Origin of the sequence: Halomonas urmiana (assembly GCF_005780185.1) — a bacterium.
In the GTDB taxonomy this organism is placed as follows: Bacteria; Pseudomonadota; Gammaproteobacteria; order Pseudomonadales; family Halomonadaceae; genus Halomonas; species Halomonas urmiana.
Genome location: NZ_VBUI01000005.1, coordinates 144,128 through 167,484 on the forward strand (window position 1 = coordinate 144,128; position 23,357 = coordinate 167,484).

A 23,357-nucleotide genomic window follows, 5' to 3' on the forward strand; every position below is an offset into this window, starting at 1 on the left:
CCCGACGGAACGGGCACCCGCTCATCGACCACCGACAAGAAGCCCACCATGATCTCATCGCGAAGACGCCTGACCCTGCTGATCGGCCTGGCCCTGCTGGTGCTCTCGCCGCTGGTGGCCGCCCAGCCGCCCACCGCGGTGATCGCCGCCCGCGCCAGCCTCGCCGCCTGGTCCGACCCGCTGGAGGCGCTGGGCACCCTGCGTGCCGACGAGAGCGTGACCCTCTCCGCCACCGTCACCGAGACCATCGCCGAGTTGACCTTCGAGGGCGGCGAAAGCGTCGCGGCCGGCGAGCTGCTGGTGCGCCTGGCCGACGACGAGCAGCGCGCCGACCTGCGGGTCGCCCAGGCGCTGCGCGACGAGCGGCGTAACGCCGTCAACCGGCTCGCCCAGCTGCAGAGCCGCAACCTGGCGCCGCGTGCCGACGTGGAGGATGCCCGGGCCCGCCTGCGCCAGGCCGAGGCACAGATCCAGGCCCTGGAGGCCAGGCTGGCCGACACCCGCATCCAGGCGCCCTTCGCCGGCATCGTGGGCTTTCGCAACGTCAGCGTGGGCACCCTGGTGACCCCCGGCACCGAGCTCGTCACCCTCGATCGGCTCGAGGTCATGAAGCTCGACTTCACCCTGCCCGAGCGAGCCCTCGGCCAGATCCAGCCGGGACTGGCACTGACCGCGACCAGCGCGGCCCTGCCCGACACCCCTTTCCGCGGCGAGATCGCGAGCATCGGCACGCGCATCGACCCGATCAGCCGCAGCATCACGGTGCGCGCCGAACTCGCCAACCCGGCGCTCGCGCTGCGCCCCGGCATGCTGATGCAGGTGAGGCTCGAAAGCGCCCCCCGCGAGGCGCTGGTGATCCCCGAGGAAGCGCTGATACCACAGGGGCAGCGCCAGTTCGTGCTGACGGTTCAGAGCGACGGGGAGGCCTACCGAGTCGAGGAACGCGAGGTGCGCATCGGCGCGCGCCGCGCGGGCGAGGTGGAGATCCTCGAGGGCCTCGCGGAGAATGATCTGGTGGTCGCCCACGGTACCGAGCGGGTCCGCGACGGCCAGCCGACCCGCCTGCTGGGCATCCTCGACGACGACACCACCGTGCCCCAGCTGCTGCGTCGCAGCCGCGACGCCGCCGAGGTGAATGGCTGATGCGTCTCTCCGACCTGTCCGTCCAGCGCCCGGTGCTGGCCGTGGTGATGGCCGCCCTGATCGTGGCCTTCGGCCTGCTGGCCCTGGAGCGGCTGCCGCTCCAGGAGTATCCTGCCATCGACCCGCCGGTGGTCTCCATCGATACTCGCTATCCCGGCGCCTCGGCCAGCATCGTGGAGACCCGCGTCACCCAAGTGCTGGAGGATCGCATCGCCGGGGTGGCGGGCATCGAGGTGATCTCCTCCTCCAGCGAGGACGGCCGCTCCAGCATCAACGTAGAGTTCGGCCTGGACCTGGACATCGACGCGGCCGCCAACGACATCCGCGACCGCATCTCCGGGGCACGGGACAACCTCCCCAAGGAGGCCGACCCGCCGGAGGTACAGAAGGCCGACTCGAGCTCCGAGGTGGTGATCTGGTTCTCGCTGAGCGGCGGCGGCTACGACGTGGCCGAGCTCACCGACTACGCCGACCGCTACCTGGTGGACCGCTTCTCGGTGCTGCCCGGCGTCGCCCAGGTGCGGGTCGGGGGCGGCCGCGAGTACGCCATGCGTGTCTGGCTCGATGCCGACGCCCTGGCGGCGCGCGGGCTCACGGTGGGCGACGTCGAGGACGTCCTGCGCGACGAGAACGTCGAGCTGCCCGGCGGCGCCGTGGTCTCCGAGGCGCGCCAGTTCATCGTGCGCCTGCCGAGAAGCTTCGCCACTCCCGAGGATTTCCGCCGGCTGGCGCTCGACGAGGGCGCCGACGGCTACCTGGTCCGCCTGGGCGACGTGGCGCGGGTGGAGATCGGCGCCGTGGAGGAGCGCACCACCTTTCGTGGCAACGGCGTACCCGTGGTCGGGCTGGGGCTGATGAAGCAGTCCACCGCCAACGTGCTGGAGATCTCCCAGGGGGCCAAGGCCGAGATGGAACGCCTGCAGGAGACCCTGCCCGAGGGCATGGAGCTGTCGCTGAACTTCGACGCCTCGGTGTTCGTGTCCGGCGCCATCGGCCAGGTCGTGCAGACGCTGTTCATCGCCATGGGCCTGGTGGTGGTGGCGATCTTCCTGTTCCTGGGCAACCTGCGCACCACCCTGATCCCGGCCGTGACCGTGCCCATCGCCCTGATCGGTAGCTTCGCGGCGCTGGCGGTGCTGGGCTTTACCATCAACCTGCTGACCCTGCTGGCCCTGGTGCTGGCCATCGGGCTGATCGTCGATGACGCCATCGTGGTGCTGGAGAACATCCACCGGCGCATGCAGGAGCTCGGCGAGACGCCGCTGGTGGCGGCCTTCCGGGGGACCCGCCAGATCGCCTTCGCGGTCATCGCCACCACCCTGGTGCTGGTAGCGGTGTTCGTGCCGCTGAGCTTCCTGCAGGGCGACATCGGCCGGCTATTCTCGGAATTTGCCCTCACCCTGGCCGCCGCGGTGGTCATCTCCAGCCTGCTCGCGCTGACCCTGACGCCGATGATGGCCTCCAAGATCCTCAAGGCCGACATGCACGAGGGCCGCCTGGCGCGGGCCGTGCAGTGGGGCCTGGATCGCTCCCGCCACGGCTATCGCCGGCTGCTCGAACGGGTACTGGGGCTGCGGCTGCTGGTGCTGGCGCTGTTTCTCGGCATCGTCGGCGCCATGGTATGGCTCAACGGGCAGCTGCCCAATGAGTACACCCCCAAGGAGGATCGCGGCAACTTCTTCGTGCTGGTCAACGGCCCGCCCGGCGCGACCTACGACTACATGCTCGACTACATGGACGAGATCGAGACGCGCCTGCTGCCGCTCACCGAGCAGGGCGAGGTCGAGCGCATCCTGGTGCGCGCGCCGCGGGGCTGGGGCAACATCGAGAACTTCAACAGCGGCTTCGTCATCGTCACCCTCGCCGACTGGGCCGAGCGCCGGTCGGCCTGGACGATCATGGACGAGATCCGCGGCCGCCTCGCCGACCTGCCCGGCATCCGGGCCTTCCCGGTGATGCGCCAGGGCTTCGGGTCACGGGTCGAGAAGCCGGTGCAGTTCGTGCTCGGCGGCGGCACCTTTGAGCAGCTCGCCGAGTGGCGCGACACCTTGCTCGCCCACCTGCGCGAGCACAACCCGCGTCTGACCGGGCTCGAGAGCGACTACGAGGAGAACCAGCCGCAGCTGCGCGTGGACATCGACTATACCCGTGCCGCCGCCCTGGGGGTGACGGTCACCGAGATCGGCCGCACCCTGGAGACCCTGCTGGGCGGGCGCACCGTGACCCAGTACGTGGACGACGGCCAGGAGTATGACGTCATCCTCGAGGGAGCCCCCGGTTCCCGGCCGAGCCCGCGGTCCCTGGAGAGCCTCCGGGTGCGCTCCGACCGCTCGGGCGAGCTGATTCCCCTGGCGAGCCTAGTGACGATGTCCGACTTCGCCGGGCCCAGCACGCTGAACCGCTTCAACCGGGTCCGGGCGGTCACGATCCAGGCCGACCTGGCGGACGGCTACCCGCTGGGTGAGGCGCTGGCCTATCTGGAAACCACGGTGGACGAGATCCTGCCGCCGGCGGCCCAGACCGACGTCAAGGGCGCCTCGCGGGACTACCAGGAGGCCAGCGGCGCCACCGCCTTCCTGCTGGGTCTGGGCATCCTGGTGGTCTTCCTGGTGCTCGCCGGGCAGTTCGAGAGCTTCGTGCATCCCTTCGTGATCATGCTCACCGTGCCGCTGGCGATCTGCGGCGCCCTGCTGGGGCTCTATCTCACCGGACAGTCGTTGAATATCTACAGTCAGGTGGGGCTGGTCATGCTGGTGGGGCTGGCGGCCAAGAACGGCATCCTGATCGTCGAGTTCGCCAACCAGCTGCGCGATCGCGGCATGGCCTTCCACGAGGCGCTGGTGGAGGCCTCGGTGACCCGCCTGAGGCCCATCGTGATGACGGCGGTAACCACCATGGCGGGCGCCGTGCCGCTGATCGTCTCCAGCGGCGCCGGCGCCGAGACCCGGCTGGTGATCGGTACTGTCATCCTCTGCGGCCTGGCCGCGGCCACCCTGTTCACCCTGTTCGTGGTGCCGGTAGCCTACGACCTGCTGGCCCGTCGCACCGGCTCGCCCGGCGATGTTGCCCGCCGCCTGGCAGACGAGATGGGCGAGGAGCCCGCCGCGCACTGAGGTGGATCGAAGCGGAGGGATCACGCAAGGGAATCGGCGCCGAGGGTCGGGAGGTGGCGAACGGCGCCCGTGCGGCTCAGCAGTCGCCGAGGCGCCGGCCCTCCACGACGGTGGTCATCTTGAGCTCGCCCGCGGCGGAGTCGACCAGGATGTCGACGTTGCCCTCGACTCGCTCGCCGAGGAAATCCATGCGACCGATGATGCTGGCCTCACCGCCCTCGGCCCGGCAGACCATGCGGTAGTCCATACCGTCGACCGTGACCTCGTGGTCGAGCAGTTCGCAGCCCTCCTCCTCCTTGATGAAGCTGAACGACTCGTCCTCGAGGTCGCCTTGGGCGATGCACTCCTGGGTGGTCTCGGTCTGATCGGGGATCGGCAGGTCCCCGCCGACGGCGGTGGTGCTGGTGAACTCCCACTGGCCCGGGACGATATTGGGGGCCTCGGCGAGGGCCACGAGCGGCGTGGCCAGCAGCAGACTGGCAAGAAGGGGACGAAACGGCATGGGGGGACTCTCCCTGGAGGTGGATGATCTGCCAGGCCTTCGGCATCGCCATCAGCATATCCCAATCGGCACCTCCCCCCAATCGGGTGCGATACGCCCTGGGGCCCCTGGCCTTGTTGGCGGTCCGGCGCCGGGCTTTCGCCTACTTATCGTTATCGCCGACCTATCGCCGCTCGCTACCCAGGCGTGCCGGGCGGACACGCGCCTCGCTGAGACCCAGCCAGGCGGTGAGCGCGGCCACCAGCACGATCGGCCCCAGCATCGCCAGGTTGAGCCCGGTCCATCCCAGCTGCCGCAGCAGGCTCGCCGACAGCAGCGAGCCCGCCGCCACCAGCGAGAAGATGACCAGGTCGTTGATGCCCTGCACCTTGCCGCGCTCGGCCTCCCCATGGGTGCTGGCGAGCAGCGTGCTGCCGCCGATGAACAGGAAGTTCCAGCCGACGCCGAGCAGCAACAGCGCCACCCAGAACTGGGCAAGCCCGGTGCCGGTGGCCGCCAGCAGGCTCGAGGCGGCCAGTATCGCGGTGCCGACCAGCAGGATGCGGGTGATCCCGAAGCGGGCGATCAGGCCCCCGGTGAAGAAGGAAGGCGCGAACATGCCGAGCACGTGCCACTGCATGACGAAGGCCACCTGCCCCATCTCGAAGCCCAGCGCGCGCATGGCGAGCGGCGTGGCGGTCATCACCAGACCCATGATGGCGTAGCCCGTGGCCGCGGCGACCAGCGCGACTCGAAAGCGCGACTGAGCGCCGATCTCGGCCATCGGCCGGGCGATCTCGCCGGGAGCGGGCTCGCCGCTGGCCGGCACGCGCAGGCCGCCGAGTATCAGCATCGCCACCAGCGCCAGGCCGGCGATCATCAGGTAGGGTCCGCCATCCGGCACCGCGGCGATCCAGTCACTGGTCAGGCTGGCGTTCCAGGGCCCGAGAAAGGCCGCCACCACCCCGCCGGCCAGCACCAGGGAGATGGCTCGGCTGCGAAAGGCCGGGCGCGTCACGTCGACGGCGGCGAAACGGTAGTACATGGCGAAGCCTTGGTAGCCGCCCAGCAGCAGGTTGCCCAGGCAGAACAGCCAGAAGTGCGCGAGGGCGATGGCGGCGAAGGCCACCAGTCCACCGAGCACGCCGCCGAGCAGCGCCCCGACCATGAAGCCGCGCCGGCGCCCCACCCGCTTCATGTAGAGCGAGGCCGGCAGGGTCGCGAGCAGGGTACCGATCATCATCATGGCGACGGGCAGCGTCGCGAGTTCCGCCGCGGGCGTGAGCCGGTGGCCCACCACCCCGCTCAGGGTCATCACGGTGATGGTGGCGACCATGTAGAGCGTCTGGCCGGCGACCAGGATGGCGACGTTGCGTTTCTCCAGGCGACTGGCGGCCCTCATGGCGACTCCTCGGCGACGAGCGATGACCCCGGCAAGCGTATCAGAACGCCCGTCCCGTGCCTCGCGCCGCTGCCACCGCTACGCGCAAGGCCGCTCGGCATCGACCCTGGAACCCAGACGACACAGGGGGCACGCCGGCGGCGTGCCCCCTGTCGATCGATTGGCCGCCGGCGGCGGCTCGGCCTCGCCGTCAGCGCGCCATGTCGACCACCACACGACCGCGCACCCGGCCGGCCAGCAGATCGCCCGCCGTGTCGATGGCCTCGTCCAGGCCGATGGTGCGGGTGATTTCATCCAGCTGGGCCGATGAGAGCAGCTCGCCGAGCCGACGCCAGGCCTCGACGCGATCGGCATAGGGGCGCATCACGCTGTCGATCCCGACGAGGGTCACGCCGCGCAGGATGAAGGGCGCGACGCTGGAGGGCAGGTCCATGCCCTGGGCCAGCCCGCAGGCCGCCACGGCGCCGCCATAGCGGGTCGAGGCGAGCACGTTGGCCAGGGTGTGGCTGCCTACCGAGTCGACGGCGCCCGACCAGCGCTCCTTGGCCAGGGGACGCCCGGGCTCGGAGAGTTCCGCCCGATCGATCACCGATTCGGCACCGAGCCCCTTGAGGTAGTCCGTCTCCTCGAGTCGCCCGGTGGAGGCCACGACCCGGAAGCCCAGCCGGGCGAGCAGCGCGATGGCATAGCTGCCCACGCCGCCGTTGGCCCCGGTCACCAGCACCTCGCCCTGTTCCGGCGTCACGCCCTGCTGTTCCAGCGCCATCACCGACAGCATGGCGGTGTAGCCCGCCGTACCGATGGCCATGGCCTGGCGGGCGCTGAAGGCCGCCGGCTGGGGAATCAGCCAGCCGCTGTCCAGGCGCGCCTTCTCGGAAAGGCCCCCCCAGTGCTTCTCGCCCACGCCCCAGCCGTTGAGCAGCACGGCGTCTCCCGGCTGGTAGGCATCAACCGTGGAGCTCTCGACGGTGCCCGCCAGGTCGATCCCCGGCACCATGGGAAACTGGCGCACCACCGGCCCCTTGCCGGTGATCGCCAGGGCGTCCTTGTAGTTGAGGGTGCTGCAGTCGACCCGCACCGTGACGTCGCCGTCCGGCAGGCGGGAGTCATCCAGCGTCTCTACCGTGACCCGCTGCCCGTCGTCGTTCTTGTCGATCAGAATGGCCTTGAACATCGTGCACCTCGTGTTGTTGATTACTTATAGACCGAGCGTCTATCGAATGGCATGAAGCGGCGCCCGCTAGCGGGGCAGCCCCTCCATGTACGTGGTGATGAAGACCTCCAGGGGACGCGCCCGGCGTTCGAGTCTTGCGCGCATCACCGCGCCCTCCCAGCCGATCCAGAAGGCCTCGGCGAGCCGCTCGCAGTCGGCGTGATCGGCGAGCTCGCCGGCCGCCTGGGCCTCGTGCAGGCAGCGCGCCAGGCGCTGCTTCCACTCGTCGAGGGTCGCCCGCAGCCACTCCCGATACCCCTCCGGCAGACCGCCGGCCTCCTGGCCGAGGTTGCCGACCAGGCAGCCCCGGCGGAAGTCGTGGCGGGCCATGCCGTCGCGGGCATCGGCGACGAAGGCCTCGATGCGCGAAAGCGGCGAGCGCGCGGCGTCCCCCAGATGGCGATCCAGCTTCCTCGCGAAGTAGGCGCCGTAGTGCTCCATCACGGCGCGCCCGAACGCCTCCTTGCTGTCGAAGTAGTAGTAGAACGAGCCCTTGGGAACACCGACACGCTTGAGGATGCCGTCGATGCCCGAGGCGCTGAAGCCCTGTTCGGTCAGCACCTCGGTGCCGCTGCGGATCAGGGCTGCCCGGGTATCCGGGTCGTCGCGCGGCACCCTGGGGGGCCGGCCACGGCGTGGCTTGGAGGTCGTATCGGTCATGCCGTTTAATATAGACCGGTTGTCTATAAAATCAAATCGAGAAGCGCCGACGCATCGACCGCCCCCCTGCTGCTGCCGCTCTCCCCTCCCCGCACATACCAATGCGGCCAGCCGACGAATGCCGGCTGGCCGCTTCTTTTTTCGGTAGCTCGACGTCCGGGAATTCGACGCTAGAAGTGCGAGGTCGCCCGGGCGATCAGGTGCCCAGGCCGCCGATCAGCACCACGCCGAGCACCACGACCAGCAGGAAGACGGTCTCCAGCGCCATCAGGATCACCGGCTTCCAGCCCACCACCGCGAGCTTCTGGAACGAGGTCTTGATGCCGAGGGCGGCGATGGCGGTGACCAGACACCAGCGGGACAGGGTCGACATGCCCTCGTTCACCGCCTCGGGAATCAGCCCCATGCTGTTGACCAGCACCAGCACCACGAAGCCCACCAGGAAGCTCGGCAGCATCGGCACCTTGGTCGCCGCCCCCTCTGCCTGGCGCGAGGCCCGGAACAGCCACATGAAGACCATCACCGCCGGCACCAGCATGGCCACCCGCACCAGCTTGACCAGCGTCGAGACATCGCCGGTCTGCTCGGAGATCATGTAGCCGGCCCCCACCACCTGGGCCACGTCGTGGATGGTGCCGCCGAGGAAGATCCCCGCCTGGCCGTTGGCGAGTTCCAGGGCCCCGGCGATCAGCGGATAGATCACCATCGCCATGGTCGAGAGGGTCGTGACCCCGACCACCGTAAGGATGGTGTTGCGCTCATGGGTCTCGTGGCGCGGCATCACCGCCGACAGGGCGAGCGCCGCCGAGGCACCGCAGATGGCGACGGCGCCGCCGGTCAAGAGCCCCAGATCGCGATCCAGGCCCAGCACCCGGGCCAGCACCGAGCCCATGGCGATGACCAGGGCCACGGCCACCACCACGGTGAGCACGGGGCCGATCCCCAGGTCGCCGACCTGGGCGAGGGTCATGCGCGCCCCCAGCAGGGCCACGCCGAGGCGCAGCACGGTGCGGGCGGCAAACTCGATGCCCTCGCGGCAACGCCCCTCCTCGCTCAGGAAGTGCAGCGACATGCCGAACAGCAGGGCGTAGAGCAGCGTGGGGCCCCCGTAGTGGTCGGCGATGAAGGTGGTAGCCAGGGCGATGGTGACGCACACCAGCAGGCCGCGGCCGATGGGCCGGGCCCTGCCGAACCGTTCGGTGAGTGGCGTATCGAAGAGCGTGGTTTTCATGTCGCAGTTCTCCTGGAGCCGCCTGACGGACGCACGTCGCCGCTCCCCGCCGCAGTGGGCGGGAACGACACGGCCCGGCGAGGCGGGAAAACGGGGTCCGAGCGTCGCTCGGACCGAATCGGTCGGGACGGCTGAGCCATGACGGCTCAGACTCGAAGCTCAGGGCGTGACGGCCTCGACGCCCTCGGCGGCGGCCACCACCTGCTCGGCCAGCACGCGGACGCTATCCACGACCGGCAGCGAGCCGTCGAGGGCGTCGTCGATGACCGAGAGTTCGGTGCAGGCCAGCACCAGCACATCCGCCCCGCGCGCCTTGAGGTCGTCGGCGGCCCGGGCGAAGGCGGCCCGGGTGTCGGGGTGACGCCCCTCCCCGCGCTTGACGGCGCGAATTACCTCGAGCACCGCGGCCTCGTCCTCGGGATAGACCAGCGACAGGCCCCGCGCTTTGACGAAGCCCTCATAGAGGCCGATCTTGCGCAGCGCCGGCGAGCAGAGCAGACCGACTCGCGCCCCGGGTACGAGTCGGGCGACGCTGTCCAGCGTGCGCTCGACGATGTGCCAGACCGGGATGTCGACCGCATCCTGAGCATCCCGCCAGTAGTAGTGGGCGGTGTTGCATGGCATCACCAGGAAGGCGGCGCCGGCCCGCTCCAGGCGCCGCGCCATCTCGGCGATCGCCGGCCCCGGGTTCTCACCGTCGCCGTCGATCAGCGCCTTGATCCGCGAGGGCACCTTGGGGTTGTTGTCCACCAGCAGGTGGACGTGGTCGATATCGTCCTCGGCGGGCGTGGCGTCGATGACCCGCTGCATGAAGGTCACGGTGGCATCGGGCCCCATGCCCCCCAGCACGCCGACCATGGTGTGCGGATCGCGGGAAAGGGCCTGGCTGTCGCGGTCGTCAGTCGTCATCGTTTGCCTATTCATGGGTGATCAGAAGCCCAGCATCGTGGGCAGCCACAGGGTGATCTGGGGGAAGAACGCCAGCAGCAGATCGATCACCACCATGGAGCCGACCAGCGGAATGGCGCGGACCGAGATGCGCTCGATGGAGACGTTGGCGATGCTCGAGCTGATGAACATGTTCTCGCCCAGGGGCGGCGTGGAGAAGCCGATCCCGAGGCTGACCACCAGCACGATCCCGAAGTGGATCGGATCGACGCCCAGCTCGACCATCACCGGCAGCAGCACCGGGGTGACGATCATGATGGTGGCGAGTATCTCGATGAACATGCCCACGATCAGCAGGAAGCCGATCACCAGGATCCAGACCAGCCACAGACTGTCGGTGATCTCGAGAATGCCCTGGGCGATCATCGCCGGGATGTGATTCTCGACCAGGATGCGACCGAAGGCGGTGGCGGTGAACATGATGATCAGCACCCGACCGGTCAGCCAGGTGGTGCTCTGGAAGGCCTCGTTGAGCCCGCGCAACGACGACTCCTTGTGGATGAAGATGCCGACGAACAGGGCATAGAAGATCGACACCACCGCCGCCTCGGTGGGCGTGAACATCCCGGAGTAGATGCCGCCCAGGATCACCACCGGCGCCATCAGCGACCAGAAGCCGTCCTTCAGGACCTTGACGATGCGCTTGAAATCATAGCCCGAGCCCTCGGTCTGGTAGCCGTTGCGCTTGGCGGTGATGTAGTTGGCCACGATCAGGCCCACGCCGAGCATGATGCCCGGGAAGACCCCGGCCATGAACAGCCCCGAGATGGACTCGTTGGCGGTCACGCCGTAGATCACCAGCGGCATGCTGGGCGGGATCACCACCCCGAGCCCGCCGGCGGTGGCGGTGATCGCCGCCGGATAGCTGCGCCCGTAGCCGCGCTCGATCATCGCCGGAATCACCAGCATGCCGACCGCGGCCGTCGTCGCAGGCCCGGAGCCGGAAATCGCACCGAAGAACATGCAGGCCATGACCGCGGCGGCGCCAAGCCCCCCGGCGGCGGGACCCGCCAGCTCCTCGGCGATATGGATCAGGCGCCGAGCGATGCCGGCGTCGCCCATCAGGGCGCCGGCCAGGATGAACGAGGGCAGCGCCATGAGCGGAAACGAGTTGATGGCGGAAAAAGCCAGCTCGATCAGCGAGCTGATGTCGTCGCCGTTGAGCACGTAGACCGCCATGGAGGCGACCCCGAGGGCCACCACGATGGGCGCGCCGAAGAACAGCAGCGCCCCGAACATGGAAAACAGTACCGTTGCGGCCATGCGGCTTACCCCTTGCCGTTGGAGGAGGAGTTTCCGGTGGTGTTGGACTCCCCCTCGGTAATCTTGCTGACTTCCTGCTGTTCCACGTCGCCGGGTTCGATGCCCTTGACCAGCTTCATGTACTGGACCTGCAGCACGCGAAAGGCCATCAGCACGAAGGCGATGGGGAACACGAAGTAGACGTAGGCCAGAGACCAGCCCAGGGCCGGCGAGTCGTAGGGAAACTCCAGCAGCAGCCCGATCAGATCCAGGCTCTTCCAGGCCAGCACCAGGCAGAAGCCCACCCACATCAGGTCGACCAGCAGCAGCAGGGTATTGGCGACGCGTTTGGGCAACAGCTTGATGTGCGTCTGCAGGCGGTTATGGGCCCCCAGATGCGCGGCGTGAGCCGCCCCCAGGAACACGAACCAGATGAACGCGTAGCGCGCCAGTTCCTCGATCCACGCCATGCCGATGCCCAGCGTCACCCGCATGACCACCTGAACGAACAACAGCACGACGAAAACACCGAGCAGGAAGCGGCAGGCGTAGTCTTCGATATGATTGAACTTTGCTAACACGAAAGCCTCCTTCCCCTGTGGGAGTGCGAGGAGGGAGCCAGGCCAGGCGACCCATCGTTGCCCGGCCCAGCCTCACTCAGTGGCCCAATGCCTTCTGTATTTCCTCGAAGGCTTCCTGACCACCGATCTCGTCGTAAAACTCAGGCCAGACCTCTTCCTTGGCAATTCGAACCCACTCCTCCTCATCTTCCAGTCGATACCTCGGCACCTTCTACCTCCATGCCGGCGCGGGCCTTGGAGGCTTCGGTCAGCTGGAACTGCAGCGCATATAGCTGGGCTTCGAGTCCGGCACGATCGATGATTGCGCGCTCTTCGTCGCTGAGTTTCTCGTAGGTCCTGACACCCATCACGCTCGGCTGAAGGGAGTACTGGTAGTGGACCTCAGTGAGGTAATCCTGCACCTCGTGGAACTTCATCGTGTAGTTGACGATGTAAGGATTGTCCTGGCCATCGATCACGCCTTGCTGAAAGCCGGTGAACACCTCGGGCCAGGACATGCTGATCGGGCTGGCGCCCCAGGCCTCGTACGTGGCCAGCATCAGCTCGTTCTGTGGCACCCTGATCTTGAGCCCCTCGATATCCTCCAGGGTGGTCACGGGCCTTTCGGAGTTGGTGAGGTAGCGGAAGTTGGAATATAGCCAGCTGAGGATATGTACGCCGGCTTCCTCTTCGGCGATTGCATTCCAGCGGTCAGCCAGCGGCACCGTGGTAGCCTTCACCGCATCGGCGTGGCTGCGGATCGCGTAGGGCATGGTCAAGGCACCGAGCCGAGGGGCATAGGGGGTCAAGTTCCCTACGTCGATCAGGGCGAAGTCGAGCTTGCCGATGCGAGTATCCTGGATCCTGCCCGTCTCGGAACCGAGTTGCCCACCGGGGAACAGCTCGACCTGCATCTCGCTCCCGAAGAGTTCTTCGACCAACTCCTCGAAACGCTATGCCAGCGCCCCTTGGTCGGAATCCATCGGGTCCCCCATGCCGACCTTGAAGGTCGTCTCTGCCTGGGCGGCATGCGCAGTCAGGGTGGCAAGAACAGCGGAGGCCAAGAGGGTTTTCTTGAACATTGTTGTCACTCCAATCTTCATCGGGTGGGTGCTGCTAGTGCATACGACGCGTATGCACTACTCGGGCGTCGTCTTGTTGGTTGCCTGCGCCAGGGCGTCGCCCATCAGCTGGACGATGTCGTCACAGTCTCCTTCATCGAAGGTCAACGGCAGCCTCAGGTCGCACAGCGTGGCCAACACACGGTCGGCGTTGGGCAGGGAGCGCGTCGCGCCGAGATAGCCCCAGCTGTCGTAGCGGCTGGTGTAGTCCTCGGGCTGCGATTTCCCATACCACTTGAGAGGAATGCCGCGCGCCTCGCAGCCGGCGATGAACCGGGCGATCTCGTCGTGGGTGAACGCTGGCAGCCGGAACTGGATCGAACTGCCCACGAAATCCTCTTTTTCAGGCCGGGGAATCGTCTCGACCGGGGCCATCGCGCCCAGCCCCGCCTCGAGGCGGCGATAGAGCGTATTCCAGCGCTGCCTGCGGGACTCGAGCTCGGCCAGCTGCGGGCGCAGGATCGCCGCGCGCAGGTTATCCATCCGCCCGCTCATGTTGGGCGTCACCAAGCGCGTCTCGCTGAACGTCTCGGCCGGCGGAGCCGCCAGATGACGGTCGTAGAGCATGTAGGAGCCCGACATGATCACCGCGCGGCGCATCACCTCGGGATCGTCGGTGCTCAAAAGCCCCCCCTCGCCGGAGTTGAGGTGCTTGTAGGTCTGGGTGCTGAAGCAGCCCACCTTGCCGAAGGTGCCACTGGGCCGGCCGTCGTAGCAGGCCCCCATGGTATGGGCGCAGTCCTCGATCAGGGTGATGCCGTGGGCCTCGCAGACCGCCATGATGGCGTCCATGTCGCCGATGTGGCCGCGCATGTGCGAGAGCAGGAAGAAGCGCGCCCCACTCTCCTGCGCCGCGGCGGCCAGATCGTCGGGGTCGACGGTGGTGTCCTCGCGAATGTCCACCAGCACGGCCTCGCCGCCCGCGGCGTGGATGCTGCCGGGCACCGGCGAGAGGGTGAAGGCGTTGCACAGCACCGCCTCGCCGCGCTCGAGCCCGCAGGCGCGCAGCGCCAGCTGCAGCGCATAGCCCCCGGAAGCGCAGGCCAGCACGTAGGGCACGCCGAGACTCGCGGCGAACTCCTGCTCCAGCAAGGCGGTCTCGCCCTTCTCGCCCTCGACCAGGTTGTAGCGGTGCAGGCGACCGGTGCGCATGACCGCCACCGCGGCCTCGATCGCTGCCTCGGCGATCGGCTCCTGCTGGGTAAAGGATTTCGAGAAACGGCGCATGGGACCTACCTCAGTAACGCTGCTGGTGATGGACGGGGAAATCCCACTGCTCGTCGGGGAAGTACTTGGTCAGGCGCCAATCACAGGCCCGGGCGTGTCCTTCCATGCCCTCGACGCGGGAGATGCGCGAGCCCACGGCGCTGAAGGTGCGGTTGGCCTCCTCGCTGAGCTGCTGGGTGGTCAGCACCTTCATGAACTTGTGCACGTTCAGGCCGCCGCTGTAGCGGCCGGCACGCTTGGTCGGCAGGATGTGGTTGGTGCCCGAGCACTTGTCGCCATGGGTGACGGTGCTGCCCTCGCCGAGGAACAGCGAGCCGTAGTTGCCCAGGTGCTCCTTCCACCAGTCGAGGTCCGCGCACAGCACCTGCAGGTGCTCGCAGGCGTAGCGATCGCTGACTTCGACGACCTCCTCGCGGGTATCGCCCAGGATCACCTCGCCATGATCGCGCCAGGCGGCATGGATGACGTCGGCGTTGGGCATGTCGTCGGCGACCTTGGGCACCAGTTCGATGACCTTCTGCCCCAGGGCCTCGCTGGTGGTAAACAGCCACACCGGCGAGTTGGTGCCGTGCTCGGCCTGGGAGACCAGGTCGACGGCGATGGTCATCGGGTCGGCGGAGTCGTCGGCGATCACCGCCGATTCGGTCGGGCCGGCGAAGACGTCGATGCCGACCTGGCCGAACAGCAGGCGTTTGGCCTCGGCCACGTAGGCATTGCCCGGGCCGACCAGGATGTCGGCCTCACGCCCGCCGAACAGGCCGAAGGCCATGCTCGCCATGGCATGCACGCCGCCCATCTCGAGGATCATGTCGGCGCCGGCCACGTGCAGGGCATAGACCACCGCCGGGTTGATGCTGTCGCCGCGGGGCGGGGAACAGGCCACCACGTGGGGCACGCCGGCCGCCTTGGCCGTCGCCACGCTCATCAGCGCCGAGGCGGCATGGGCATAGCGGCCGCCGGGAATGTAGCAGCCGGCGCAGTCGACCGGCAGCACTCGCTGGCCGAGCAGCACGCCGGGCTCGGTCTCGATCTCGAAGGAGCTCAGGCTGTCGCGCTGCGCCTCGGCGAAGCGGCGAATCTGGCGATGGGCGAAGTCGATGTCGTCCTTCACCGACTGCGGCACGCCGTCGATGAGACGCTGGCGCTTCTCGTCGCTGAGCACGAAGTCCTCGGTCCAGCCGTCGAACTTCTCGGCGTACTCGCGCACGGCCGGCTCGCCACGCTCGCGAATGTCGTCGAGCATCTGACGCACCGCGGTGGTGACCCGTTGATCCTCGGCGGCGACGCCCTCGGCGCCCTCGGCCGTCTTGAGATATCGAATTGTCATGGTGTTCTCCGCAATGGCGCTAACGGCTCAAATCACTGATGAATCCCCCGGGGCGCACCCCGGGGACGACGACTCGGCCCCTCGCGGCCCACCGAGGGCCGGGGACCGATCGTCACGCCTGGTAGTCGGGGAAGCCGAAGGCATCCGGGTAGCCGAACAGCGCGACGCTGCCGCCGGTGTGCAGGAACACCACGTTCTCGCCTTCCTTGAAATGGCCCTTGCGGATCAGGTCGATCAGGCCCGCCATGCCCTTGCCGGAGTAGACCGGATCGAGCAGGATGCCCTCGTGACGCGCCATCAGGGTGACGGCCTCGACCATGCTCTCGGTGGGGATGCCGTAGCCCTCGCCCACGTAGTCGCAGTTGGCCACGACGTCCTCGCGAGACACGACGGTGGTCAGCCCGAGCTTGGCCTCGGTCTTCTGGGCCAGCGCGAAGACGTTGGCCTCCTGCTTGTCCTTGGGCGCACGCACGCCGACGCCGAGCACCGGGATGCCCGCGTTGCAGGCGGACAGGCCGGTGACGAGGCCGGCCTGGGTGCCGGCGCTGCCGGTGGCATGCACCAGGTGATCGATCTGCAGGCCCATGTCATTGGCCTGAGCGAGCAGCTCCAGGGCGGCGTTGACGTAGCCCAGGGCGCCGATCTCGTTGGAGCCGCCGCCGGGAATGATGTAGGGGGTCTTGCCTTCGGCCTTCAGCGTCTCGGCCAGGGCCTCCATCTCGGCCGCCATGTCGGCACCGCCGGGACGCTTCTCGACGCTGGCGCCGTGCAGCTGGTCGAGGAAGACGTTGCCATTGTAGTTGTAGGCCGGGTCATGGCTGCCGGTGCGATCCTCGAGCAGGATGTGGCAGCCCAGGCCCAGCTTGCAGGCCGCCGCGACGGTCTGGCGGGCATGGTTAGACTGGGTTGCGCCCTGGGTGATGATGATGTCGGCGCCCTTCTCCAGGGCATCGGCCATCAGGAACTCGAGCTTGCGGGTCTTGTTGCCGCCGGTGGAGAGCCCCGTGCAGTCGTCGCGCTTGACCCACAGGCGCGGGCCACCCAGCAGACGGCTCAGGTTGTCCATCGGCTCGAGCGGTGTCGGCATGTGGCCGAGCCGGACACGGGGAAAGCGGGAAAGATGCATACGAGCCTCCAGGCGAGTAATTTGTTGTGGCATAAGCGTACTCTCGAAATGAGACGGTCAACGGGCCGGCGAATCACCGTTTGCCACCGACCGGTCTGGACTAAAGCTAATACCTACACGCCGACGCGCACCAATGCCAAGATACTCATGGACGGTTACTTTTTTGCATACACCACAAATATGCCTTTGTTAGCGCCTAATCCCGGAAAATTATTATGAAAATCGAATGGATAGAAGATTTTCTTGCGCTTATCGAGGCAGGCACGTTCTCCCAGGCCGCGGAGGTGCGGCACGTCACCCAGCCGGCCTTTTCGCGTCGCATCCGCCAGCTGGAGGAGTGGCTGGGGGTCGAGCTGATCGATCGCCACTCGCCACGCCTCGCGCTCACGCCCCATGCGCGGACCTACGAGTTGTCGATGCGCGACTGGCTGGCGCGCCTCTACGCGATGCGCAGCCGCATCCGGGCGGATGCCCTGCACGGCCCCCGGGCGATCCTGACCACCCAGCACACCCTCACCGTGAGCTATCTGCCCCGGCTGCTGCGTCACTTCCGTCAGCAGGCGCCCGAGGCGCGCCTGCAGGTCCGATCGTCAGATCGCAGCGACTGCATCCGCAACTTCCAGCGTGGCGACGCCGATCTACTACTGTGCAGCGAGCTCGAGGGCACGCCGCTGTTCCTCGATCGTGAGGAGATCGAGCGCGTTCCGCTGGGTGTGGAGCAGCTGATCCCGGTCTGCGCCACGGACCAGCAGGGACAGCCGCTGTTCGATCTCGGGGGCCAGGCCCACCTGCCGCTGATCGGTTACGAGACGGACAGCTTCCTCGGCGGGGTGCTGGCCAGTCCCTACCTGCTCGACCTTCAACGCCGCTTCGATACCGAGCTGGTGTGCGAGACCTCGTTCACGATCGGCATCCGCGAGCTGACCCTGGCGGGCCTGGGGATCGGCTGGCTGCCCCACGGCCTGATCGAGGAGGACCTGATGGCGGGCCGGCTGATCTCGCTGCTGGACACGCTGGGCGGCCCGAAGCTGGTCGTGGCCTGCTACCGCCAGCCCGACGTCGAGTCCACCTCGCTGGAGACGCTGTGGCAGCTGATGCACGACCGGCCGCCGACAATATGAGCGCGACGCCAACCCTCGGCGCTATGGGCCGAGTGCGATAAGATAGTGCAGCTTACTCATCACCGATCGCGCGACGCGGCGCCTGGTTGCCGCGCCGTCCAAGGAGGCATCATGAGCCATGGTATCCGTCGCATCCTGTGCTGTGTGGGGCTGAAGATCGACTGCAATCCGGTGCTGGCGCACGCGGTGGGACTGGCGGTGGCCACCGGCGCCGAACTAGAGGTGCTGCACGCGGTCAAGTCGCTGTCCGATGACGTCGTCAACACGCTCCGGGTCAACATCCCGGATCGGGAGATCCTCGAGACCCTACGGGAACAGCGTCTCAAGGAGGCCAGCGAGGTGCTGGATGCGAAGATCGAGACCTTCTGGGCCGGCCACCCCGAGCTGCGTGACGCCTTCGGCGCCCGCGAGATGAAGCGCAGCGTGCTGGAGGGCTATCCGGCCGTGGTGATCACCGACTATGCCCATCGCAGCGGCAGCGACATGATCGTGATGGCGGCCAACAAGCGCAGCTTCTCGGCCACCTATGCGGGCAAGATCACCAAGGGCGTGATCAAGCGCTCCCACGTGCCGGTGGTGGTGGTGCCGCCGCGTCGCGACTGATCCGCGGCAGCGACAGGGTGAAGGTGGTGCCGCGCTCCAGTTCCTTGACGCGATACTCCACCGCGTCGCGGGCGGTCAAAAAGGGGATCATCGCACTTTGCGGGGAAACCATCGTCCACAGGAGAGCAGCGCTCCTACAAACCTCGCCCCTATCACGCTGATCTGCGATGAGTCCAAAAAAAGACCCCCTCAACGAGGGGGCCAAACAGCAAAGCATTGGACAAAACCAGGCCGATGATCAGCCGTGACGATCGAAGCTGTTGTCAAGGAACGGATAGTCGGTGTAGCCCGCCTCGTCGCCGCCATAGAAGGTATCGGGGTTCGGCTCGTTGAGCGCGGCGCCGACGCGGAAGCGCTCGACCAGATCCGGGTTGGCGATGTAGGAGCGCCCGATGGCCACCGCATCGGCGATCCCGTCGTCGATGGTCCGCTGGGCGTGCTCAGCGTCGTAGTGGCCGCAGAAGATCAGGCTGCCGGTGAAACGCTCACGCAGGCCGCGACGGAAGTCATCGCTGAACTGGATGTCCCCGCCGGCCCAGTCCGGCTCGTTGACATGCACATAGGCGAGGCCGCGATGGGACAGCTGCTCCATCAGGTAGAAGGCCATCGCCTCCGGCTCCTCGTCGGTCAGGCCGAAGATCTCGATGAAGGGCGTCAGGCGAATGCCGGTGCGCGCGGGGCCGAACACCTCGGCCACCGCATCGACCACTTCCAACGGAAACCGCGCACGGTTCTCCAGCGAACCGCCGTACTGGTCGGTACGCCGGTTGGTGCCGGTGGCCAGGAACTGGTTGAGCAGGTAGGCGTTGGCCGCGTGCACCTCGACCATGTCGAAGCCGGCCCGCTGGGCGCGAATCGCCGCCTGGCGATAGTCCTCTACGAGGCCGGGGATCTCGTCGGTCTCAAGCGCCCGCGGGGTGCTGGTCTCGTGCTGGCCGGCGCTGCCGTCCGGAAACTCGACGAAGCACTGGGCCCCTTCCCCCTTCAAGGCGCTCGGCGCCACCGGCGCCTGGCCATCCGGCTGCACCATCTCGTGGGAGACGCGGCCGACGTGCCACAGCTGCAGGGCCATGCGTCCGCCCTTGGCGTGCACGGCGTCGACCACGCCCTTCCAGCCGGCTTCCTGCTCGTCGGTCCAGATGCCGGGGGTATAGACGTAGCCCCTCGCGGTGGGCGAGATATTGGTCGCCTCGCTGATGATCAGCCCCGCGCCGGCGCGCTGGCCGTAGTAGGCCTGCTGCAGCTCGCCCGGCACGCTGTCGGGCGTGCGGGCCCGGGTCAGCGGCGCCATCAGGATGCGGTTGGGCAGCGTCAGGCGGCCCAGGCGGGTCGGTGTCAGCAGGGTCTCGTACGCCATGCGGTAACGTCCTCTTCGATGGGTGTGGATCCGGGCTCGGCGCCTCGGCGCCCGACTTGATTAGACCAGTTTACTAGTAACATCCGAGCGCTGGCTACCCCCGCTAATGATTAACGCGTTAATCGATATCCGGGGCGGTATCGTGCCGGCGACGCACGGGCCTCGACGACGGGCCGACCCGGGGCCGAGGCAAGGCTTTACATCCGGGCGCGACGGGGCCTATGATTCAGACAGCGCCGATTTGAACTCCAGCTTGCGGGCGCTCTACAAATACCGCTAAAGCGCTGCCAGAGGCCCGTTTTAGCACACGCAAAGCGGGTTTTTTGTTGCCTGGCCCCCGGGCCGCCGCCGATTTAAGCACCAACTTGCGGGCGGAATAGAAATACAGCTAAAGCGGCGTGCGACTCCTCTCCCCTGGGTCGGCGCTTGCCGAACCACCCTGTCCAGCGCACCCCAGGGGAAACGGAGACGATCATGACCCACCGCACTACTACCGCTCACACCACCACTCACGCCTCGGCTGTCACTCGCCGCCACACGCTGGCTGCCCTGCTCGACCCGGACGACATCGTGCGCCCGGAACTGCGCAACGACGCCATCCTCGAGGCGCGGCGCGCCTCACGGGATGCGTCTCGCGGCCCCTGCGCTCGCGTGGACGACGCGCTCCCGGGGTCACGGCGATGACGATAGCGATAGGAATGAGTTCAAGAACGGGTATAAGAAAAGTGCATGCCAGGCGATAAGCCAACGGCCCTACTCGTGCGGCGGCGCGCCGGTCACCATGCCGGCGATCGTTAGCGTGATGACCAAGCCACACGAGGATGCCCTTCATGCCCACCCACCCCGCGTTCGTCCTCCACGAGCAGCCGCCAGCGGTTCGCCTCCAGAACGGCGATGCCTCCCGTGAGATCAGCCCGCTATGGCTGCGCGAGCGGACTCAATCGCCCGACCAGCTGGAGCCGATGACCCAGCAGCGCCTGTTCGATTCCCACGCCATCGACACGGCGCTAACGCTGGAGGAAGTGTCCCGAGTCGACGAGCACCACGCGACGCTGGCCTTCAGCGATGGCCACCGCGAGACCTACGATCTTCGCGTGCTGGCCGCCGAGCTCGATGACGCGGCGACTTTCCCCACAGCCGAGCCCTGGGATGCCCGCCTGGAGGCGGATCGCGTGCGCTTCGACTGGCGGCGAGTGCTCGCGGAGCCGGGCTACTTTCGCGCCTCGCTGGATGCCTATCTGCGCTATGGTCACCTGGTGCTCTACGGCGTGCCCACCGACCCCGAGCGTATCCTCGAGGTCGGCAGTCACTTCGGCTACGTCAAGGAGACCAACTTCGGCCGCTACTTCGAGGTCTACTCGCGGCCGAGCGGCAACGACCTGGCCTATCGCAGCGTGGCGTTGGGCCCGCATACCGACAATCCTTACCGGAACCCCGTGCCGGGCATCCAGCTGCTGCACTGCCTGGTCAACGAGACCCGCGGCGGGCTCTCGACCCTGGTCGACAGCCTCAAGGTGCTCGAGCGGCTGCGCCACGAGTCCCCCGAGGGGTATGCGCTGCTCAAGACCACGCCGGTGCGCTTTCGCTTCGTCGATGCCGGCACCGAGCTCGTCACCCACCGCACCATGATCCAGACCGACGACGACGGCCATCCGACCGGCGTGCATTACAGCCCGCGGCTCGACGCCCTGCCGCTGCTCTCCGATGCCGAGACTCGGCTCTTTCACGGGGCCCGGCAGCGGCTCGGCGAACTGTTCGCGGACCCGACCTACGAGCGGCGCTTCGCCCTTAACGCCGGCGAGCTGATGCTGTTCGATAACAGCCGGGTGCTGCACGGGCGCACCAGCTACGACAGCAGCGAGGGGCGCCGCCATCTCCAGGGCTGCTACCTGGACACCGACGGCCCGCGCGAACGCTTCGCGAGCCTAGTGAAACATCATGATTCGATCGAGGAGGTCGCCTGAATGGAACAGGTCGCATTCCGTCAGATGAAGGACGGCACCCGGGAAGAGTACGTCTTTCTCGAGGGCCTGGAGGAGCAGTTCAACCGGGGGCTGGTGGATCGCCTGCTGGACGCGCTGCGCCAGCTCGAGCACAGCCTGAGCGGCTACCGGGTCACGCGGCTGGAGCACTCGCTGCAGTCGGCCGCCCGGGCCGAGGCCGACGGCGCCGATGAGGACATGATCGTCGGCGCCCTGCTGCACGACCTGGGCGATGACCTGGCGCCCTACAACCACTCCCAGCTGGCCGCGTCGATCATCCGCCCCTACGTACGCGGCGAGGTGACCTGGGTGGTCCATCACCACGGTCTCTTCCAGACCTACTACTTCGCCCACCACTTCGGCATGGACCCGAACGCCCGCGACCGCTACCGGGACCACCCCTGCTATCAGGCCTGCGTCGACTTCTGCGAGCGCTACGATCAGGCCTCCTTCGACCCGGACTACCCCACCCCGCCCCTCGAGCACTTCGAGCCGATGCTGCGCCGCGTCTTTTCGCGCACGCCCTTCGACCCGGCGGTGATCGGCGAGGAGCATCCGCTGGAGCCCTGAGCGGCCTCAGCGTCCACCATCGGCGAGGTCTTCCGCGGGGCGCAGGGCCGCCAGCACGCGCTCGAACTCGGGCCCGGCGGAGCGGACGCTGCGCCGGGTCAGCCAGTAGCCCTCGGCCATGGGCAGCGTCTCGGGGCTCGCGCGCCGCAGCCGCCCGGCCTGCAGCGCCGCGCGGCAGAGGGGCAACGAGCCCAGCAGCACCCCCGCGCCGGCCTCGGCGGCGCGCAGGGCCTGCACCAGGCTATCCAGGCGTACCACCGGCATCGGGCCGGGGCCCGCCTCCACTCGCTGATCCCACTCCCGCCAGCCCAGCCGTGGCCCGGCCACGGCGATGCGCGGCAGGCGGCGCCAATCATCGACGCCGGCCAGCAGCGCCGGTGTTGCCATGGGCGCGAGCACCTCGCCGAACAGCCGATGGCTGACCCGCTCCGGCCAGTCGCCCTCCCCGAAGCGAATGTCCAGATCGGCCTCCGCCTGGGCGTAGTCCGGCCAGCGATGCATGGTGGAGAGGACCAGCTGTCGCCTGGGCAGCTCGACCTGCAGCGCGGCCAGGCGCGGCACGATCCAGAGCTCGATCAGCGAGACCGAGGCCATCAGGCTCAGGCGGGTGCGAGGCGCCGCGAAGAGACTGTCGGCGCTGTGGGTGAGCCGCTCGAGGGACTGCTGCACGTGGGGCAGCCAGGCCTCGCCCTGAAGCGACAGGGTCACTCCCCGCGCCTGGCGCTCGAACAGCGACACCCCCAGCCGCTCTTCCAGGTGGCGGATGCGCTGGCTGACGGCGGCCTGGGTCAGCCCCAGCTCCCGGGCCGCAGCGGTGAAACTGCCCAGCCGCGCCGCCGATTCGAAGACCCGGACCCACTCCAGGGAGGGCAGCAGGGCGGTGGATTCAGCCATAAGAAATTTGCACCTCTCACCCCAAAAACCGTTGAT

Annotated in this window: 22 protein-coding genes; 7 read left to right on the top strand and 15 right to left on the bottom strand. The window is 67.8% G+C overall.

The features are described 5' to 3' along the window. Nucleotides 1–48 precede the first annotated feature (48 nt). On the top strand, nt 49–1,143 hold the full coding sequence (locus FEI13_RS04800) for an efflux RND transporter periplasmic adaptor subunit (RefSeq protein ID WP_138179895.1): 1,095 nt from the start codon (nt 49–51) through the stop codon (nt 1,141–1,143). Further along, on the top strand, nt 1,143–4,256 hold the full coding sequence (locus FEI13_RS04805; RefSeq protein WP_138179897.1) for an efflux RND transporter permease subunit: 3,114 nt from the start codon (nt 1,143–1,145) through the stop codon (nt 4,254–4,256). The genes FEI13_RS04800 and FEI13_RS04805 overlap by 1 nt, the downstream gene beginning before the upstream one ends. Before the next feature lie 76 nt (nt 4,257–4,332). Here the strand turns inward: FEI13_RS04805 and FEI13_RS04810 are convergent, their stop codons facing one another. The 13 genes from FEI13_RS04810 to cuyA all read right to left on the bottom strand — a co-directional run bounded on the left by FEI13_RS04810 (nt 4,333) and on the right by cuyA (nt 16,794). Further along, nucleotides 4,333–4,758, bottom strand: a complete 426-nt coding sequence (locus tag FEI13_RS04810; RefSeq protein WP_138179899.1) for a DUF3617 domain-containing protein — start codon at nt 4,756–4,758, stop codon at nt 4,333–4,335. A 163-nt stretch (nt 4,759–4,921) separates the two neighbouring features. Then, nucleotides 4,922–6,139: an MFS transporter gene (locus FEI13_RS04815; RefSeq protein WP_138179901.1), complete on the bottom strand. Its 1,218-nt coding sequence runs from the start codon at nt 6,137–6,139 to the stop codon at nt 4,922–4,924. 190 nt (nt 6,140–6,329) lie between these two features. Next, the gene (gene acuI / locus FEI13_RS04820) at nt 6,330–7,313 is read right to left on the bottom strand and encodes an acrylyl-CoA reductase (NADPH) (protein WP_138179903.1); all 984 of its coding nucleotides are present in this window, start codon (nt 7,311–7,313) and stop codon (nt 6,330–6,332) included. Between the two features lie 66 nt (nt 7,314–7,379). Continuing rightward, nucleotides 7,380–8,012 (bottom strand): acrylate utilization transcriptional regulator AcuR, encoded by a 633-nt coding sequence (acuR, locus tag FEI13_RS04825; protein WP_138179905.1) that lies wholly within the window; start codon nt 8,010–8,012, stop codon nt 7,380–7,382. Between the two features lie 196 nt (nt 8,013–8,208). Next, entirely contained in the window at nt 8,209–9,243 is a 1,035-nt protein-coding gene (locus FEI13_RS04830) for a YeiH family protein (protein ID WP_138179907.1), read from the bottom strand. A gap of 159 nt (nt 9,244–9,402) precedes the next feature. Then, complete coding sequence (gene cuyB / locus FEI13_RS04835; protein WP_204758350.1) at nt 9,403–10,152, bottom strand: cysteate racemase; 750 nt, start codon at nt 10,150–10,152, stop codon at nt 9,403–9,405. A gap of 21 nt (nt 10,153–10,173) precedes the next feature. After that, nucleotides 10,174–11,454 carry a TRAP transporter large permease gene (locus tag FEI13_RS04840; protein ID WP_138179910.1) on the bottom strand — a complete coding sequence of 427 codons (1,281 nt, stop codon included), beginning with the start codon at nt 11,452–11,454 and terminating at the stop codon, nt 10,174–10,176. 5 nt (nt 11,455–11,459) lie between these two features. After that, nucleotides 11,460–12,014 carry a TRAP transporter small permease gene (locus tag FEI13_RS04845; protein ID WP_204758351.1) on the bottom strand — a complete coding sequence of 185 codons (555 nt, stop codon included), beginning with the start codon at nt 12,012–12,014 and terminating at the stop codon, nt 11,460–11,462. Between the two features lie 182 nt (nt 12,015–12,196). Then, nucleotides 12,197–12,934 carry a TRAP transporter substrate-binding protein gene (locus FEI13_RS04850; RefSeq protein ID WP_275668710.1) on the bottom strand — a complete coding sequence of 246 codons (738 nt, stop codon included), beginning with the start codon at nt 12,932–12,934 and terminating at the stop codon, nt 12,197–12,199. A 12-nt stretch (nt 12,935–12,946) separates the two neighbouring features. Next, a complete protein-coding gene (locus FEI13_RS19625; protein WP_275668711.1) occupies nt 12,947–13,075 on the bottom strand; it encodes a hypothetical protein in 129 nt (42 codons plus the stop codon). Nucleotides 13,076–13,132: 57 nt separating this feature from the next. Then, nucleotides 13,133–14,341: a DegT/DnrJ/EryC1/StrS family aminotransferase gene (locus FEI13_RS04855; protein WP_138179912.1), complete on the bottom strand. Its 1,209-nt coding sequence runs from the start codon at nt 14,339–14,341 to the stop codon at nt 13,133–13,135. A 10-nt stretch (nt 14,342–14,351) separates the two neighbouring features. Then, complete coding sequence (gene hisD, locus FEI13_RS04860; RefSeq protein WP_138179914.1) at nt 14,352–15,668, bottom strand: histidinol dehydrogenase; 1,317 nt, start codon at nt 15,666–15,668, stop codon at nt 14,352–14,354. Between the two features lie 112 nt (nt 15,669–15,780). Further along, a complete protein-coding gene (cuyA, locus tag FEI13_RS04865; RefSeq protein WP_138179916.1) occupies nt 15,781–16,794 on the bottom strand; it encodes a D-cysteate sulfo-lyase in 1,014 nt (337 codons plus the stop codon). 215 nt (nt 16,795–17,009) lie between these two features. Here cuyA and FEI13_RS04870 point away from each other — a divergent pair, with 215 nt between their 5' ends. Both FEI13_RS04870 and FEI13_RS04875 read left to right on the top strand, forming a co-directional pair. Next, entirely contained in the window at nt 17,010–17,915 is a 906-nt protein-coding gene (locus FEI13_RS04870; protein WP_138179918.1) for a LysR substrate-binding domain-containing protein, read from the top strand. A 111-nt stretch (nt 17,916–18,026) separates the two neighbouring features. Next, nucleotides 18,027–18,518, top strand: a complete 492-nt coding sequence (locus tag FEI13_RS04875) for a universal stress protein (protein WP_138179920.1) — start codon at nt 18,027–18,029, stop codon at nt 18,516–18,518. A 238-nt stretch (nt 18,519–18,756) separates the two neighbouring features. On the opposite strand, the gene FEI13_RS04880 is transcribed toward FEI13_RS04875, so the two are convergent. Further along, complete coding sequence (locus FEI13_RS04880; protein ID WP_138179922.1) at nt 18,757–19,875, bottom strand: alkene reductase; 1,119 nt, start codon at nt 19,873–19,875, stop codon at nt 18,757–18,759. Between the two features lie 474 nt (nt 19,876–20,349). Here FEI13_RS04880 and FEI13_RS04885 point away from each other — a divergent pair, with 474 nt between their 5' ends. From FEI13_RS04885 to FEI13_RS04895, 3 genes are all read left to right on the top strand, one after another. Then, complete coding sequence (locus FEI13_RS04885; protein ID WP_138179925.1) at nt 20,350–20,559, top strand: hypothetical protein; 210 nt, start codon at nt 20,350–20,352, stop codon at nt 20,557–20,559. 146 nt (nt 20,560–20,705) lie between these two features. Beyond that, the gene (locus FEI13_RS04890) at nt 20,706–21,839 is read left to right on the top strand and encodes a TauD/TfdA family dioxygenase (protein ID WP_138179927.1); all 1,134 of its coding nucleotides are present in this window, start codon (nt 20,706–20,708) and stop codon (nt 21,837–21,839) included. Beyond that, the gene (locus tag FEI13_RS04895) at nt 21,840–22,427 is read left to right on the top strand and encodes an HD domain-containing protein (protein WP_138179929.1); all 588 of its coding nucleotides are present in this window, start codon (nt 21,840–21,842) and stop codon (nt 22,425–22,427) included. Nucleotides 22,428–22,433: 6 nt separating this feature from the next. On the opposite strand, the gene FEI13_RS04900 is transcribed toward FEI13_RS04895, so the two are convergent. After that, nucleotides 22,434–23,321, bottom strand: a complete 888-nt coding sequence (locus tag FEI13_RS04900) for a LysR family transcriptional regulator (RefSeq protein WP_240036422.1) — start codon at nt 23,319–23,321, stop codon at nt 22,434–22,436. Nucleotides 23,322–23,357 lie beyond the last annotated feature (36 nt).

Coding starts and splice junctions, on each gene's coding strand:
- FEI13_RS04800 (WP_138179895.1), top strand. CDS start 49: ATGATCTCATCGCGAAGACGCCTGACCCTGCTGATCGGCCTGGCCCTG.
- FEI13_RS04805 (WP_138179897.1), top strand. CDS start 1,143: ATGCGTCTCTCCGACCTGTCCGTCCAGCGCCCGGTGCTGGCCGTGGTG.
- FEI13_RS04810 (WP_138179899.1), bottom strand. CDS start 4,758: ATGCCGTTTCGTCCCCTTCTTGCCAGTCTGCTGCTGGCCACGCCGCTC.
- FEI13_RS04815 (WP_138179901.1), bottom strand. CDS start 6,139: ATGAGGGCCGCCAGTCGCCTGGAGAAACGCAACGTCGCCATCCTGGTC.
- acuI (WP_138179903.1), bottom strand. CDS start 7,313: ATGTTCAAGGCCATTCTGATCGACAAGAACGACGACGGGCAGCGGGTC.
- acuR (WP_138179905.1), bottom strand. CDS start 8,012: ATGACCGATACGACCTCCAAGCCACGCCGTGGCCGGCCCCCCAGGGTG.
- FEI13_RS04830 (WP_138179907.1), bottom strand. CDS start 9,243: ATGAAAACCACGCTCTTCGATACGCCACTCACCGAACGGTTCGGCAGG.
- cuyB (WP_204758350.1), bottom strand. CDS start 10,152: ATGACGACTGACGACCGCGACAGCCAGGCCCTTTCCCGCGATCCGCAC.
- FEI13_RS04840 (WP_138179910.1), bottom strand. CDS start 11,454: ATGGCCGCAACGGTACTGTTTTCCATGTTCGGGGCGCTGCTGTTCTTC.
- FEI13_RS19625 (WP_275668711.1), bottom strand. CDS start 13,075: ATGTTCAAGAAAACCCTCTTGGCCTCCGCTGTTCTTGCCACCCTGACT.
- FEI13_RS04855 (WP_138179912.1), bottom strand. CDS start 14,341: ATGCGCCGTTTCTCGAAATCCTTTACCCAGCAGGAGCCGATCGCCGAG.
- hisD (WP_138179914.1), bottom strand. CDS start 15,668: ATGACAATTCGATATCTCAAGACGGCCGAGGGCGCCGAGGGCGTCGCC.
- cuyA (WP_138179916.1), bottom strand. CDS start 16,794: ATGCATCTTTCCCGCTTTCCCCGTGTCCGGCTCGGCCACATGCCGACA.
- FEI13_RS04870 (WP_138179918.1), top strand. CDS start 17,010: ATGAAAATCGAATGGATAGAAGATTTTCTTGCGCTTATCGAGGCAGGC.
- FEI13_RS04875 (WP_138179920.1), top strand. CDS start 18,027: ATGAGCCATGGTATCCGTCGCATCCTGTGCTGTGTGGGGCTGAAGATC.
- FEI13_RS04880 (WP_138179922.1), bottom strand. CDS start 19,875: ATGGCGTACGAGACCCTGCTGACACCGACCCGCCTGGGCCGCCTGACG.
- FEI13_RS04885 (WP_138179925.1), top strand. CDS start 20,350: ATGACCCACCGCACTACTACCGCTCACACCACCACTCACGCCTCGGCT.
- FEI13_RS04890 (WP_138179927.1), top strand. CDS start 20,706: ATGCCCACCCACCCCGCGTTCGTCCTCCACGAGCAGCCGCCAGCGGTT.
- FEI13_RS04895 (WP_138179929.1), top strand. CDS start 21,840: ATGGAACAGGTCGCATTCCGTCAGATGAAGGACGGCACCCGGGAAGAG.
- FEI13_RS04900 (WP_240036422.1), bottom strand. CDS start 23,321: ATGGCTGAATCCACCGCCCTGCTGCCCTCCCTGGAGTGGGTCCGGGTC.